A 14,545-nucleotide genomic window follows, 5' to 3' on the forward strand; every position below is an offset into this window, starting at 1 on the left:
ATGATGGTTCTGGATCTGCGCGCGCCGATGGACGGCTGGATCAGCCCTCTGGCCGAAGTTCCCGACGATGCCTTTGCAGGCGGGTTGCTGGGGCCGGGGCTGGCGATTGATCCGCTGGGGGATACGGTCTGCGCGCCGGCCGCGGGCGAGGTGCTGGCGGTTCATGCCGCAGGCCATGCGGTGACGCTGCGTCTGGCGCCGGGGCTTGATGTGTTGCTGCATTTCGGGCTGGAAACGGTGCGGCTGGGGGGCGAAGGTTTCGCTCCGCTGGTGGCTGTGGGCCAGCATGTCGCAGCGGGCGATCCGCTGCTGCGCGTCGATCTGGGCGCGGTGGTGGGGCGGGCCAAGAGCCTTGTCATGCCGATCATCCTGATCGAGGCCGAGGGCTGGCAATGGCAACCGGCGCTGGCCCAAGGGCTCGTGGCCAAGGGCGATGTGCTGGGCCGGATTACTGGCGCGGGCGTTGCCGATGCGGGCGCGGATGCGGGCGGCGAGGTTTTGTCTTGCACCCTGCGCGTGCCATTGGCGCATGGGCTTCATGCCCGGCCCAGCGCGCGTCTGGCCGCCCGCGCGCGCGAATTTGCGGCCAAGGTGCAGGTGGAAAAGGGCGAGGCATCCGCCGCGATCACCAGTCCTAGCGCAATGCTGCGCCTGGGTGTGGGTCATGGCGACACGATTCGCCTGCTGGCGCGGGGCGAGGCGGCGGCCGAAGCGCTGGACGCCCTGAGCGAAATGATCGCTGGCGGGATGGGCGAATTTCTCGCGGTTTCAGAAACAGTTGCCGAAGTGATTGCTGTCCCGGTTGCCGCAGCATCGGCGCCGCAACCGGGCGACCGGATGACTGGCGTAACCGCCGCAACCGGTATCGCGGTGGGCCATGTCTGGCGCCCGCGCCGCGCAGAGCCGGAACTGGCCGCGATCAGCAAGGGCGAGGCCGCCGAAAGGGCCTTGCTCGACGAGGCTCTGGCCGGTCTGCGCGCGGCCCTGACCGCCCAGACCGAGGCGGGAAGCGCCCAGCAAAAGGCGATTTTGGACGCTCATCTCGCGCTGCTCGATGATGAGGAACTGGTGGGCGAGGCCCATGCCGCCATCGCCGCCGGGGCCAGCGCCGCCATGGGCTGGCGCCGGACTTTGTGGGCGCAGGCCGAGGCTTTGCGGCAATTGCCCGATCCGCGCTTTGCCGAAAGGGCGGGCGATCTGCTCGATCTGGAATTGCGCCTGCAATGGCAATTGTGCGGCGGAGAGCCTGAGGCGCCCTTGCCCCCGTATGGCGCGATCCTGGTGGCCGAGGATCTGATGCCCAGCGAGGTGGCTGCGCTTGATCTTTCCCGCGTGGTCGGTCTGGCCACGGCGCGCGGCGGGCCGACATCGCATGTGGCGATCATCGCGGCGAGCCGGGGCCTGCCCGCGCTGGTGGCGCTGGGCGATGGGCTGATGCTGGTGGGCGAAGGCACGCCTCTGGTGCTGGACGCCGATGGCGGGGCGCTGGAAATCGCGCCTGAGGCGCATCGGTTGGTGAGCGTGCGCGCCATGATCGAAGCCCGCGCCGCCCGCCGTGCCGCCGCCATGGCCCACGCACATGAGGAAGGCCGCACGCGTGACGGCGCCCGGATCGAGGTCTTTGCCAATCTGGGCAAACTGTCCGAGGCCGCCCCTGCGGTGGTGGGCGGGGCCGAGGGCTGCGGATTGCTGCGCACCGAATTCCTGTTCCTCGACCGGCAAAATGCACCTGATGAGGACGAGCAGACCGCGCAATATTCCGCCATCGCCGATGCGCTGGAGGGGCGGCCTTTGATCATCCGCCTGCTCGACATTGGCGGCGACAAGCCCGCGCCTTATCTGCCGATTGCGGCGGAGGAGAACCCGGCGATGGGCCTGCGCGGCCTGCGCGTGGGGTTGGCGCGGCCCGATGTGCTGGCCACGCAATTGCGCGCGATCCTGCGTGCGGGCGCCGGGCGGCGGGTGAAGATCATGGCGCCGATGGTGGCCCGCGTTTGCGAACTGCGCGAATTGCAGAGCGTGGCGGCGGCGCAGGCGGCCGCGCTGGGCGTGGATTTGCCCGAGATCGGCGTGATGGTGGAAACGCCCGCCGCCGCCGTGATGGCCGATGCGTTGGCGGCGCAATGCGCTTTCCTGTCGATCGGGACCAATGACCTGACCCAATATACGCTGGCGATGGATCGCGGCAATTCGGCGGTGGCGGCGGGGCTGGACGGGCTGGACCCCTCGGTCCTGCGCCTGATCGCCCAGACCTGCGCCGGAGGGGCGCGGCATGGCAAGTGGGTCGGTGTGTGCGGGGGGCTGGCCTCCGATCCGCTGGCGGTGCCGATCCTGATCGGGTTGGGGGTGAGCGAATTGTCCGCCGCGCCTGCGATGGTGGCCGAAATCAAGGCGCTGGTGCGCGCTCTGGACATGGACGCATGCCGCGCACTGGCCGCGCGCGTGCTGGAGGCCGACGGCGCCGCGCAGGTGCGCGCTCTGGCTGCGGAATTTATCGGAGGGTTGGCGTGATGACATCGACATTCCATGGCGCCGCGCAGGGGCTGCAACGCCTTGGCCGGGCGCTGATGCTGCCGATTGCGGTGCTGCCGGTGGCGGCGCTCTTGCTGCGCATGGGCCAGCCTGATTTGTTGAACCTGCCCTTTGTCAGCGCGGCGGGCGATGCGATGTTCGCCAATCTGGGCCTGCTTTTCGCCATTGGCGTGGCGACCGGCTTTGCTCGCGACGGCAATGGCGCGGCGCCCTTGGCCGGGGTCGTATGCTTTCTGGTGGCCACTGAGGGCGCCAAGGCGCTGCTCAAAGTGCCCGCCGATGTGGTGGCAGGCGTGGCCGAGGCGGCGCGCGGGGCGGTGCAGGGCGCATGGCGTCAGGGCCAGATCGGCCGCGTGGCGGTGCCTTTGGGCATTGTTTCGGGCATGATCGGGGGGCTTGGCTATAATCGCTTTTCCGGCTTCCGCCCACCTGATTTCCTTGCCTTTTTCGGCGGCAAACGCTTTGTGCCGATTATTGCCGGGGCCTGCGGCGTGCTGCTGGCCGCGCTGGTGGGGTTCAGCCATGATGCGATCAATGCGGGCGTCGATGGCGCCTCGCGCGCGGCTTTGAACAGCGGGGCGTTTGGCCTGTTCGCCTATGGCCTGCTCAACCGGCTGCTGCTGGTGACGGGGCTGCACCATATTCTGAACAATATCGCATGGTTCGTGCTGGGCGATTATCATGGGGTGACCGGCGATCTGCGGCGGTTTTTCGCGGGTGATGCCAGCGCTGGCGCGTTTATGAGCGGCTTCTTTCCGGTGATGATGTTCGGCCTGCCCGCTGCCTGCCTTGCCATGTATCGCAGCGCGCGGCCCGAAAAGCGGCGCGAGACGGGCGGGATGTTGGCCAGCCTTGCGGCGACCTCGTTCCTCACTGGCGTGACTGAGCCGATTGAGTTCAGCTTCATGTTCCTCGCCCCCGCACTTTTCGCGCTCCACGCGGTGCTGACCGGGGCGGCGATGGCATTGATGTCCTTGCTTAATGTCCATCTGGGCTTTGGCTTTTCGGCGGGCCTGTTCGACTATGTGCTGAACTTTTCCAAGGCGACGCGGCCGCTGGTGCTGATCCCGGTGGGGTTGGCCTATTTCGCGATCTATTATGCGGTGTTCCGCTTTGCGATTGTCCGGCTCGATCTGAAAACGCCGGGGCGCGAAGAGGACAGCGGCGATGCGGCCGGGGTTTTGACCGAACAGGGCCGGGGCGCGGCCTTTGTTGCGGCGCTGGGCGGGGCGGACAATCTGGTCGAGGTGGGCGCCTGCACCACGCGGCTGCGGCTGGTTGTCGCGCGGCAGGAGGCGGTGGATGAGGCCGCTTTGAAGGCTTTGGGCGCGCGCGGGCTGATCCGGCCTTCGGCGCAGGGGCTTCAGGTGGTGCTTGGCCCGCAGGCCGACAGTGTGGCCAGCGAGATGCAGGCCGCCATAGCGGGCGGGCCGGTGGTTCGCGTGGCCGCTCCGGTGGCGGAGAGTCTGGCTGCCCTGTCGCCGCAATCCCTGCCTGCGCCGGTTCGCGCCGCGCTGGGGACGGTCACATCGCTGCGTGCCGGGCACAGCCGCCTGGTGGTCGAAGGCCCATCCGCGCCCGATCTGGAGGCTTTGTCGGCCCATGGCCTGCGCGGGGGCGTTCAACTGGGCGGGCAATGGCATCTGCTCTTTGCCCCCGAGACAATTTCCGCCTGGGACAGATAAGCAACCGACAGGCGTTTGCAGGAGGGGGCTTGGCAAGACATATTAAGGTCTTGCCGAGCCCCATTCCTTTTTGGATAAGACAGATAGCAGACCGCGCAGGCCCGACCATCTGGGCAGGGGCCGGGCAAGGGAGTATTATGGCCTTTATCGATCAGGTCGGTGTTCTGGATGAAGACGAGTCCGGGCCGCGCTATCTGCGGCTGCAAAAGCTGTTGCGCAACGCCATCGACAACCGCCGCCTGCCGGTGGGCAGCGCCTTGCCCAGCGAGCGCGAATTGGGCGAGGTCTATGCCCTCTCACGCGTGACGATCCGCAAGGCGATCGACAAGTTGGTCGATGAGGGGTTGCTGGAGCGGCGCAAGGGCGCGGGCACCTTTGTCGGCGGCGCGGCCCCGGCGCAATCGGGCCGGGTGGAAAAGAGCATTTCCAAACTCTCCTCCTTTTCCGAAGACATGCTTTCGCGCGGGCGCAAGCCGTCGAGCCGCTGGCTGGACCGCAGCGAAGGCGCGGTGACGCCCGATGAGGCGCTCTCGCTGGGCCTCTCGCCCGGATCGCCGGTCTATCGGTTTCAACGCATCCGCTATGCCGATGGCGAGACGATGGCGCTGGAGCATGTCGCTGTCCCTGCTTGGGGCTTGCCCTCGGCGGAGGCGGTGGAGGAATCGCTCTATGACGCGCTCGACCTGCGGGGCTTGCGCCCGGTGCGGGTGTTGCAAAGGGTGCGCGCCATCGGCTTTAACGCCGAACATGCCGCGCTGTTGGGGGTGGAGGAGGGCGATCCCTGCCTGTTCATCGACCGCCGCGCGTTTCTGCCCGATGGGCGGGTGATCGAGGTGGCGCAATGCTATTATCGCGGCGATGCCTATGATCTGGTCGCGGAATTGAGCCAGAACTGAGGCTGATATGACGCCCGATCGCGGGCTTGGGTCGATGGCCGGATGGTCATCGGCGGCTTTGTGCCGCGCGTCGTCCGCAGGGAGTAATTGAGAATAATTCGCAAAAACTTCATAGTGCGCGGTCTAACCGCTTGACCGCGCACGCCTGCCCCGATTAAACGCTATTGCGAATCAATCGCATATTTAAAGGGGCCGTGTCATTTCCGTCTTTCGTTCTCGCCGCGTGATGCTCAGCATCTTTGTCGCCCCCGCTTTGTGCGCGCCCATTTTCGCCGCCCCCGCCATGGCGCAGGACGGCGACCCGCTGGTCACGCTCAACCCGATGAATGCCATCACCGTTACCGCCACCCGCCGCCCCACCACTATCGGCGAAGTCCCCGCCACCGTCTCGGTGATCAGCGCGCGCCAGATTGCCGATCAGATGGCCGCCGACATCAAGGACCTGATCCGCTTTGAACCGGGTGTTTCGGTGCATCGCGCCCCGGCCCGCTTTGGCGCGGCCAGCGGCACGACCGGACGCGACGGCAATGCGGGTTTCAACATTCGGGGCCTTGAGGGCAACCGGGTGCTGATGCAGGTCGACGGTGTGCGCGTGCCCGATGGGTTCGAATTTGGCGCGCAGGCCGCCGGGCGCGGCGATTATGTCGACCTTGGCCTGGTCAAATCGGTCGAGATCCTGCGCGGCCCGGCCTCGGCGCTCTATGGCAGCGATGGTCTGGCGGGCGCGGTCAGCTTTATCACCAGCGACCCGGAGGATTTCCTCAAAGGCGGCCGCAAAATCGCCGGTCTGGCCCGCGTCGCCTATGATTCCGCCGACAACAAGGCCACCGAAACCGGCATTCTGGCGGGGCAATCGGGGGCATGGTCGGCGCTGGTTGCCTATACCCGCCGCGATGGGCATGAGCAGGAGAACAAGGGCAGCAATTATGCCGCCAATTCCACCCGCACCGCCGCCAATCCGCAGGACACCCAATCCAACGCGGTGCTGGCCAAGCTGGTCTGGTCGCCCTCGGCGGGACACCGCCTGCGACTGACGCTCGATCATCTCGATAACCACACCTATACCAACGGCCTGTCGGGCATTGCCCCCACCGCCAGCGCTTCGACCAGCGTGATCGGCCTGATCGGGCGCGACACGGTCCGGCGCGACCGGGTCAGCCTTGACTGGCGCTGGCAGGGGGCGGGCGCGATTGAGATGGCGCAGATCACCGGATGGTATCAGAAATCGGACAACCGGGAATATTCAGCCGAGGATCGCTATACCGCCGCCGACCGCACGCGGCTGAATACTTTTGCCAATCGCGTGCTGGGTCTTTCGGCCGAACTGCATTCCAGCCTGAACACCGGGGCGCTTTCCCATGCGCTGGTCTATGGCGCGGATGCCAGCTTTACCCGGCAGGAGGGCCTGCGCGACGGCACTGTACCGCCCACCAACGAGACCTTCCCTACCCGCGCCTTTCCGCCCACCGATTTCACGTTGGCGGGCTTTTATCTGGGCGATGAAATCGCGGTGGGCGGCAAGGTGCTGACGCTTTATCCGGTGCTGCGTTTCGACCATTACCGGCTCAGCCCCAAGAGCGACGGGTTACCCTCGAATTTCACCGGGCAGGGGCAGAGCGGATCGCGCGTTTCGCCAAAGATCGGCGCGCGGGTGAAGCTGGGTCTGGTCAGCGTTTTCGGCAATTACGCCCAAGGCTTCAAGGCCCCCGCGCCCACGCAGGTCAACCAGTTCTTCGAGAACCTCGCCTTTGGCTATACATCGGTGCCCAACCCCAATCTGAAGCCGGAAACCAGCGAGACTTTCGAGGGCGGCATCCGCATTGCCCAAGGCGGCATCAGCGCGGGCATCACCGGCTTTACCGGCCGCTACCGCGATTTCATCAGCCAGCAGGTGGTGAGCGGCGCCTTCACCCCGACCAACCCGGCGGTCTATCAATTCATCAACCTCAACCGCGTGCGCATTTCGGGCGCCGAGGGGCAGGTGATGCTGCGCGCGAAAAGCGGACTTTCCGGGCGCATGGCCGTTTCCTATGCCAAGGGCACCGTCACCGGCACCGATGGCGCGCAGACCTCGCTCTCCACCATCGACCCGCTCAAGCTCATCATGGGGCTGGGCTATGACGCGCCGGGGGGCCGCTTTGGCGGGCAGATCATCATGACCCATTCGGCGCAAAAGGAGATGTCGGCCACCAATGCCGCCGATTGCAGCAACAGCCTATGCTATCGCCCCGGCGCTTTCACCATCCTCGACGCCACCGCCTATGTCCGCCTTGGACAGGCGCTGATGCTGCGCGCGGGCGTGTTCAACCTGACCAACGCCAAATACGCATGGTGGAGCGATGTGCGCGGCCTCTCGGCCAGTTCCTCCGTCACCGATGCCTATACCCAGCCGGGGCGCAATGCTTCGGTCTCGCTGACCGCGCGTTTCTGATTTCTACGCTTAAGGACAATTCCCATGAAGAAAGCCCTTCTTGCTTCCCTCCTGCTGGGGCTGGCCATGACCCCGGCAGCGCCCGCCATGGCCGACGGCCCCGTCGCCCCGCGTTCAGCACAGGCCGATGCCCAGGCCTTTGCCGCTGATCGCGCCGCGATATTGGCCATGGCGGGCGATTACAAGGTCACCTTTGACCTGCGCGAAACGACGAGCTGGCGGGGCGATTACACGCCGATCCCGTCAAAACTGTCGGGCGGGCATGAGGTGGTGCGCGTGATCGAGGACACCGGCCCCCATATCGCCCTGCAACACCTGTTGGTGGTCAAGGATGAGGGCGGCAAGACCATGGTCATCAAACACTGGCGGCAGGATTGGAATTACCAGCCGGAAAATGTTCTGACCTATGCGGGCAAGGGGGAATGGAAGCTCGAAGCCATCCCGGCCCCGATGCGCGCGGGCCGCTGGTCGCAGACCGTGTGGCAGACCGACGATTCCCCGCGCTATGGCGGATGGGGCCAATGGAGCGATGAGGGCGGGGTGCGCCGCTGGCGGTCGAGCTGGACGCTGCGCCCGCTGGCCCGGCGCGATGCGGTGCGCCATCCGGTTTACGACCGCTATCTGGCCATCAACCGCCATTCGCCCACGCCCACCGGCTGGATTCACTGGCAGGACAATATGAAGGAAGGCCCCGACCCGGCAGGCTCGGGCAAGATCGTGCCTTTTGTGCAGGAATCGGGCCTCAACACCTATGTCCGCGACGGCAAGTTCGATGTGGCGGCGGCAGAAAGCTATTGGGCCGCGACCAAGGATTACTGGGCCGCGGTGCGCGGGGCATGGGATGAGACCATCGCGCGCCATCAGGGCGTGAAAGTGGCCGAAGTGGCCGAAACCGGATCGGCGGGGGCCGAAAGGCTGATGGGTTTGGCCGATGAGGTGAAGGCCGGAAAACTGACCACTGACAAGGCGGTTGCCGCCGCCCGTGCGGTGATTGCCGAAGTCGCGCGTTAAGGTGAAAGGGCGGGACTATCCCGCCCTTTCCTTCAGGTCGTCTGCCAGCCCCCGGCCAGAGCGCGGAACACATCCACCTCGGCAAAGGCGCTGGCGCGGCGGGCGGCCACAAGATCGGCCTCGGCCCCGGCCAATGTGCGCTGCGCGTCCAGCACGGTCAGGAAATCGACCTGACCTTCGCGCTGGCGGGCAAGGCTGATGCGGGCTGCGCGCATCGCTTCATCGCGGGCGCGCTCCAGCGTGTCGGCGCGCTGGCGGGCGTGCGAGAGGTTGGACAGCGCCCGCTCGGTTTCCTCAAGCGCCACCAGCACCGCGCCATCGAATTGCGCCAGCGAGGCCTTGGATTCGGCCTTTGCCGCCGCGATCCGCGCCCGCGCGGCCACAATATTGGGGATCGACCAACTGACCAACGGCCCCAGCGACCAGCGCGAGGCCGAGGAACTGGTCACATCCATCCCGCCCAGCGCGCTGGCCCCAGCCGAGGCGCCCAGGGTGATGCGCGGGAAGAGATCAGCCGTGGCCACACCAATGCGCGCGGTATCGGCCGCCAGACGCCTTTCGGCCGCGCGCACATCGGGCCGCCGGGCCAAGAGCGCCGCGCCATCGCCCACCGGAATCGGTTGCTTTAAAGTGGGCGTGGCGATCACGGTGCGCAGGGCGGCGGGCAGATCGCCCGGATTGCGCCCCGTCAGCGTGGCAAGGCGCAGCAGGGCGGCCTGACGGTCGGCCTGCAATTGCGGGATGGTGGCGGCCTGCTGGTCGCGCAGGGCCGTGACGCGGATGAGGTCGAGCCGGTCCGAGCGCCCCACATCGACCCGCGCCCCGGTGATGCGGATCGAGCGGTCGAGCAGATCCACCGTTTCCTGCGCCACCTTTTCGCGCTCGGCGCTGGTGGCGGCATCCAGATAGGCGCGCACCGTGTCGGACACCACCGCAAGGCGGACGGCATCTTCATCGGCTTGCGCTGCGGCGGCGTCGCCCTTGGCGGCCTCGATCCCCCGGCGCAAACGGCCAAAGGCATCGACCTCATAGGACAGCGCCAATCCTCCATCATAGGCCCAGCGCTCGCGCGACTGGCCCGGAATGGTCTGGATCGAGGAAATCCGCTGGCGATTGGCCGAGGCCGACAGCGTGGTTTCGGGCAGCAGGATCGGTGCGCGCGCGCCGGTCAGGCTGGCGCGGGCCGCCTCCACCCGCGCGGCGGCCACGCGGATGTCGGTGTTGGCGGCAAGGGCGTCGCTCACAAGGCCGTCGAGCACCGGATCGCCATACATGGTCCACCAGTGATCGGCAGCAGGGGTGGCAGCAAAGGCCGGGGTTTCGGCCCCCATAAAGGGGGCCTTGGCCGAGGCATTGGCCACCGGGGCCTTGTAATTCGGCCCCACGGCGCAGCCGGTCAACAGGCTGGTGGCCAACAGGAGGGGAATGATGCGTGTCATCGCAAACTTCCTTATTCGGCCGGTTGCAGCGCGCCGCCATGGCCCCGGCGACGCCGGGCCAGACGCAGCGCCAGTTTCCGGCACAGCACATAGAAGGTGGGGGTGAAGATCAGGCCAAAGCCGGTGACGCCCGCCATGCCGAAGAACACCGCCGTGCCCAGCGCCTGACGCAGTTCCGCCCCCGCGCCGGTGGCGATTACCAGAGGCACTGCGCCAAGGATGAAGGCAAGGCTGGTCATCAGGATCGGGCGCAGGCGGGTTTGCGAGGCATAGACCGCCGCGTCCACCGGGGTCATGCCCTGCTCGTCCTCGGCCTGCTTGGCGAATTCCACCACAAGGATGGCGTTCTTGGCCGCCAGAGCGATCAGCACCACAAGGCCGATTTGCGTCAGGATATTATTATCCATCCCCCGCAGATTGACCCCCAGCATGGCTGCAAGCAGGCACATCGGCACGATCAGGATGATCGAGAGCGGCAGCGTCAGGCTTTCATATTGGGCCGCCAGCACGAGGAAGACGAAAAGCACGGCCATGCCAAAGACCATCGCGGCGGTGTTGCCCGCATGGGCCTGTTGATAGGCAATGTCGGTCCATTCGCCGCCATAACCGGGCGCCAGCGTTTCATCGGCCAGCTTTTCCATCGTGGCCAGCGACTGGCCGGTGGAGAAGCCGGGGGCGGTGTCGCCATCCACTTCGACCGCCGGTTGCAGGTTATAGCGCACCACACGATAGGGTCCGGTCTTGTCCTCGAAATTGGCGACCGCGCCGATAGGCACCATCTCGCCGGTGTTCGAGCGGGTCTTCAGGTTGGCGATATCGGCCACGGTCGAGCGATGTTCCGGATCAGCCTGCGCGGTCACGCGATAGGTGCGGCCCAAAAGGTTGAAGTCATTGACGAAGGCGGAACCCAGATAGACCTCCAGCGCCTCGAAGATGCGTTCCGGCGGCACGCCCAGCAGATCGGCTTTCTGGCGGTCAATATCGGCATAGACGCGCGGGGTGCCGACATCGAACAGGGTGTAAACCTGCTTGAGGCCTGCCTGCGCATTGGCCTTGGCAATCAGCGCCCAGGCCTGCGCATTGAGCGCATCATAGCCGCGCCCTTCGCGGTCCTGCAGCATGAAGCGATAGCCGCCTGCCGCGCCAAGACCCTGAATGACCGGGGGCGGCACAAGGATGATGCGCGCTTTGTCATAACCGGCCATGGCCTTGTTGGCCTGATCCATGATGCCCTGATAGGTCACGCCCAGCGCCTTGCGTTCGGCAAAGCTCTTGAAGGGGAAATAGATCGCGCCCGAATTGGGGGCCGAGGTGCGCGAAGGCCCGTGGAAGCCCGCAAACATCACCGCCCCGCGCAGGCCCTTGATGGGCAGGATACGCTGGGCCACATCGCGCACCACACCGTCCGTGCGTTCGAGCGAGGCGCCCGAGGGCAATTGCACGATGGCCAAGAAATAGCCCTGATCCTGCGCCGGGATAAAGCCCGAGGGTGTGATGACAAACAGGCCGATGGTGGCCGCGATCAGGGCGGCATAGGCCCCCATCATCCGCTTGGGCATGCCCAGCAACCGGCGCGTCAGGCGGGCATAGGCCGTGCTCATCCGGTCGAAACCAGCGTTGAAGCGGTCCGCGCCCGTCTGCAGCATCCGCCGCCAGCGCGACATATGCGCATGGGCGCCGTCCACATGGCCGCGCAGCAAAAGCGCCGCCATGGCAGGCGACAGCGTCAGGCTGAGCAGCAGCGAGATGACCGTGGCGGTCGAGATGGTGACGGCGAACTGCTTGTAGAACTGGCCCGACAGGCCAGTGATGAACAAGGTGGGCACGAAGACGGCGCAAAGCACCAGCACGATGGCGACCAAGGCTGCGGCCACCTCGTCCATGGATGTGCGTGCTGCCTCCAGCGGGCTCATGCCCAGCGCCATGTTGCGCTCGACATTTTCGACCACGACGATGGCGTCATCCACCACGATGCCGATGGCCAGCACCAATCCGAAGAGCGAGAGGTTGTTGAGCGAATAGCCGACAGCGGCCAGCATCACCGCCGTGCCGATCAGCGAGACAGGGATGGCCAGCACCGGGATGATCGCCGCGCGCCAGCTTTGCAGGAAGATGAGGATCACCAGCACCACCAGCACGACGGCCTCGAACAGCGTGTGATAGACCGCATCAATCGACTGGCTGATGAATTCGGTGGGGTTGTAGATGGTGGAATATTCCATGCCCTTGGGGAAGGTCTTGGAAATCGTGTCCATCTCGGCCTTGATCCGCCCGGCCGCGGCCAGAGCGTTCGAGCCGGGGCGCTGCATCACCGCGATGACCACGGTGGGCTTGCCCGACAGATAGGTGTTGATGCCGTAATCCTGCGCGCCCAATTCGACGCGGGCGACATCGCGCACGCGGACCTGATGGCCGGCGGCGTCGGTGCGGATCACCACATCATAGAATTGCTGCGGATCGGTCAGGCGGCCTTGCGTTTCCACGCCAAGCTGGAACGCCTCGCCCTTGGAATAAGGCGGCTGACCCAGAGCGCCTGAGGACACCTGCACGTTCTGCGCACGCAGGGCCGCAACGATCTCGCCCGCCGTCAGGTTGAGCGCCGCCGCGCGCGAGGGATCGATCCACACGCGCATCGCATAATCGCGCCCGCCAAACAGCTGCACATCGCCCACGCCGTCCAGTCGCGCCAGACGGTCGCGCACCTGCGTCAGCGCATAGTTCGAAATATAGTCGCGCGGCAGGCTGCCATCGGTCGACTGCAGATTGACCACCATCAGGAAGTCCGGGCTGGTCTTGCGCGTCACCACGCCCAGCCGCTGCACCTCTTGCGGCAGGCGCGGCACGGCAATGGCCACGCGGTTCTGCACCAAGACCTGCGCGGCATCCAGATCGGTGCCGATCTTGAAGGTGGCCGTGATCGTCACCTTGCCGTCGCCGGTCGACTGGCTGCTCATATAGAGCATATTGTCGACGCCGTTGATTTCCTGCTCGATGGGCGTGGCGACGGTGGCCGCCACGGTTTCGGCCGAAGCGCCGGGATATTGCGCCGAAACGGTGACCGTGGGGGGCACCACTTCGGGATATTGCGAGACGGGCAGGCCGACAAAGGCCAGCGCGCCCACCACGGTGATGAGCACCGCCAGCACCGCCGCGAAGATCGGGCGGTCTATGAAGAAACGGGAAAAGCGCATGGGGGGATGCCCTTTGGGTTTAACGCGCCAGCGTCGCTTGCGCGGCGGCGGGGGTGTTGATCGCGGCGGGGGCGGCGGTGGGCGCCTGTGCGGTGATGGTGGCGGGGCGGGTGTTCACCTTGGCGCCCGGCATGGCGGCCTGAAGATTGGTGATGGCCACGCGGTCGGTCGGGGCAAGGCCCGAACGGATCACGCGCAATCCGCGCACCACGGGTCCCAGCGTGACGGACTTGGCCGCCAGCGTGCCGTCAGGGCCGACCACCAGCACGGTCTTGCGCGCCTGATCGGACTGGATCGCCTCGTCGGGAACCAGCAGCGCCTGCACCGTGCCGCCATGGCTCAGCCGCATCGCGCCGAACATGCCGGGCGTCAGGAACAGGCCGGGATTGGCCATCACCGCGCGGCCCCGGATCGTGCCCGAATGCGGGTCGAGGCCATTGTCGGTGAAGTCCAATTGGCCCTGATGGCGATAGTCGGCCTCGTCCTGAAGCTTGATTTCGACCTTGGTGCTGGTGTTGCCCGATGCCCGGTCGCGCTGGGCTTTCAGGTAAAGCGCTTCGGAGGAATCGAAGGTGAAATAGATGGGGTCGAGCGCATTGATCGTGGTGAGCAGCGTGGCATTGGCCCCTTCGCCCGCGGCCACCAGATTGCCGACATCGACGCGGCGGTCCGAAATGCGGCCTGCGATGGGGGCGCGCACCTGGGTGAATTCCATGTCCAGTGCGCGGGCCTGCTGGCGCGCCTCTGCGGCGGCAAGGGCGGCCTGCGCGGCCTGAACCCGGGCCTTCAGACCATCGAGTTCGCCCGCCGAAATCGCCTCATCGCCCGACAGACGCGATGCGCGGGCCAGATCGTTGCGGGCCAGCGCCAGCGTGCTGCGCGCCGAGGCGACATTGGCCGCAGCCTCAGCCAGAGCGGCGCGATAGGGGCGCTGGTCGATGGTGAAAAGGAGCTGGCCTTTTTGCACGATATCACCATCGCGGAAATGGCGCGCGGTGATCTGGCCGCCTACGCGCGGGCGCAGTTCGACACTCTGGCTGGGGGCGAAACGGCCCACGTAATCATCCCATTGCGTGACCGGGGCGACCATCGGCGTGGCCACGCCAAGGGTGGGTATGGGCATGACGGCGGCGGTGGCGGCATCGTGATGCAGCGCTCTCCAGCCGAAGCCGCCGGCAAGGGCAAGGGCGAGCGTCACCCAGGTGATGCGGCGGAAAAGGCGGGATTGGCCGGTGTCGCGCTCTGTATCGCGCTGATAGGCATTGTCGAGGTGAGAGGTCAGCATGTCCATTGGATCGGCTCCGGGCAGGCAGGAAAACGCGCAGGGGACGGCTGCGCCGCGCGCCAGCAGGGCACGTCA

General features: G+C 66.4%; 8 protein-coding genes. 5 read left to right on the forward strand and 3 right to left on the reverse strand.

Features of this window, described 5'->3' with window-relative positions:
• From ptsP to GGR38_RS05120, 5 genes are all read left to right on the forward strand, one after another.
• Nucleotides 1–2,511: a phosphoenolpyruvate--protein phosphotransferase gene (gene ptsP, locus GGR38_RS05100; RefSeq protein WP_183623345.1), complete on the forward strand. Its 2,511-nt coding sequence runs from the start codon at nucleotides 1–3 to the stop codon at nucleotides 2,509–2,511.
• On the forward strand, nucleotides 2,511–4,217 hold the full coding sequence (gene nagE, locus GGR38_RS05105) for an N-acetylglucosamine-specific PTS transporter subunit IIBC (RefSeq protein WP_183623347.1): 1,707 nt from the start codon (nucleotides 2,511–2,513) through the stop codon (nucleotides 4,215–4,217). Before ptsP ends, nagE begins: the two co-directional genes overlap by 1 nt.
• Before the next feature lie 137 nt (nucleotides 4,218–4,354).
• On the forward strand, nucleotides 4,355–5,113 hold the full coding sequence (locus GGR38_RS05110) for a GntR family transcriptional regulator (RefSeq protein ID WP_183623349.1): 759 nt from the start codon (nucleotides 4,355–4,357) through the stop codon (nucleotides 5,111–5,113).
• A 226-nt stretch (nucleotides 5,114–5,339) separates the two neighbouring features.
• A complete protein-coding gene (locus tag GGR38_RS05115; protein ID WP_183623637.1) occupies nucleotides 5,340–7,544 on the forward strand; it encodes a TonB-dependent hemoglobin/transferrin/lactoferrin family receptor in 2,205 nt (734 codons plus the stop codon).
• A gap of 24 nt (nucleotides 7,545–7,568) precedes the next feature.
• Entirely contained in the window at nucleotides 7,569–8,555 is a 987-nt protein-coding gene (locus GGR38_RS05120; RefSeq protein ID WP_183623351.1) for a DUF6607 family protein, read from the forward strand.
• A 32-nt stretch (nucleotides 8,556–8,587) separates the two neighbouring features.
• Here GGR38_RS05120 and GGR38_RS05125 read toward each other — a convergent pair whose 3' ends face one another.
• The 3 genes from GGR38_RS05125 to GGR38_RS05135 are packed head-to-tail and all read right to left on the reverse strand — an operon-like array spanning nucleotide 8,588 to nucleotide 14,476.
• Entirely contained in the window at nucleotides 8,588–9,994 is a 1,407-nt protein-coding gene (locus GGR38_RS05125; protein ID WP_183623353.1) for an efflux transporter outer membrane subunit, read from the reverse strand.
• Between the two features lie 11 nt (nucleotides 9,995–10,005).
• Nucleotides 10,006–13,185, reverse strand: coding sequence for an efflux RND transporter permease subunit (locus GGR38_RS05130; protein ID WP_183623355.1), 3,180 nt, complete (start codon nucleotides 13,183–13,185; stop codon nucleotides 10,006–10,008).
• 19 nt (nucleotides 13,186–13,204) lie between these two features.
• On the reverse strand, nucleotides 13,205–14,476 hold the full coding sequence (locus tag GGR38_RS05135; RefSeq protein WP_183623357.1) for an efflux RND transporter periplasmic adaptor subunit: 1,272 nt from the start codon (nucleotides 14,474–14,476) through the stop codon (nucleotides 13,205–13,207).
• Between the last annotated feature and the right edge of the window lie 69 nt (nucleotides 14,477–14,545).

Source organism: Novosphingobium sediminicola, assembly GCF_014196525.1.
Taxonomy (GTDB): domain Bacteria; phylum Pseudomonadota; class Alphaproteobacteria; order Sphingomonadales; family Sphingomonadaceae; genus Novosphingobium; species Novosphingobium sediminicola.

What these genes read in the sequence shown, in the direction of transcription:
- ptsP (WP_183623345.1), top strand. Translation starts at nt 1, where the DNA reads ATGATGGTTCTGGATCTGCGCGCGCCGATGGACGGCTGGATCAGCCCT.
- nagE (WP_183623347.1), top strand. Translation starts at nt 2,511, where the DNA reads ATGACATCGACATTCCATGGCGCCGCGCAGGGGCTGCAACGCCTTGGC.
- GGR38_RS05110 (WP_183623349.1), top strand. Translation starts at nt 4,355, where the DNA reads ATGGCCTTTATCGATCAGGTCGGTGTTCTGGATGAAGACGAGTCCGGG.
- GGR38_RS05115 (WP_183623637.1), top strand. Translation starts at nt 5,340, where the DNA reads ATGCTCAGCATCTTTGTCGCCCCCGCTTTGTGCGCGCCCATTTTCGCC.
- GGR38_RS05120 (WP_183623351.1), top strand. Translation starts at nt 7,569, where the DNA reads ATGAAGAAAGCCCTTCTTGCTTCCCTCCTGCTGGGGCTGGCCATGACC.
- GGR38_RS05125 (WP_183623353.1), bottom strand. Translation starts at nt 9,994, where the DNA reads ATGACACGCATCATTCCCCTCCTGTTGGCCACCAGCCTGTTGACCGGC.
- GGR38_RS05130 (WP_183623355.1), bottom strand. Translation starts at nt 13,185, where the DNA reads ATGCGCTTTTCCCGTTTCTTCATAGACCGCCCGATCTTCGCGGCGGTG.
- GGR38_RS05135 (WP_183623357.1), bottom strand. Translation starts at nt 14,476, where the DNA reads ATGGACATGCTGACCTCTCACCTCGACAATGCCTATCAGCGCGATACA.